Source organism: Paenibacillus agri, from assembly GCF_013359945.1.
Lineage (GTDB): Bacteria > Bacillota > Bacilli > Paenibacillales > Paenibacillaceae > Paenibacillus_AQ > Paenibacillus_AQ agri.
This window is the reverse complement of sequence record NZ_JABWCS010000063.1, coordinates 1-243: the sequence shown is the minus strand read 5'-3', so window position 1 is coordinate 243 and position 243 is coordinate 1. Positions and strand designations below refer to the sequence as shown.

1 protein-coding gene is annotated in these 243 nt (G+C 48.6%); it reads right to left on the bottom strand.

Annotation, left to right across the window (positions count from 1 at the left end; genetic code table 11):
- Positions 1 to 243 (bottom strand): carbonic anhydrase (locus HPT30_RS31270; RefSeq protein WP_512699059.1); only part of this gene is annotated, 243 nt, incomplete at both ends.

Here is a 243-nt window from a genome sequence, read left to right as displayed (position 1 = left end):
GATCAATGATCATTCCGTGTACAGGAACATTCGGAGGCAGCAATGGATGACGCTTAATCAGATCGACAGTGTGAATAACGCCTTCTTTCTCGTTGTCAAATCCTTTTAGCCACTTGGTTAGTTTGATCCCGGAATTTTCGAGGGTGGATAACACTTCTTCGGAGACTCCGCGCTCCTTGATATGGCCGATCATCGTGTCGGGATTCAGGGATGCCATGCCGCATTCATAGTGGCCCACAACGA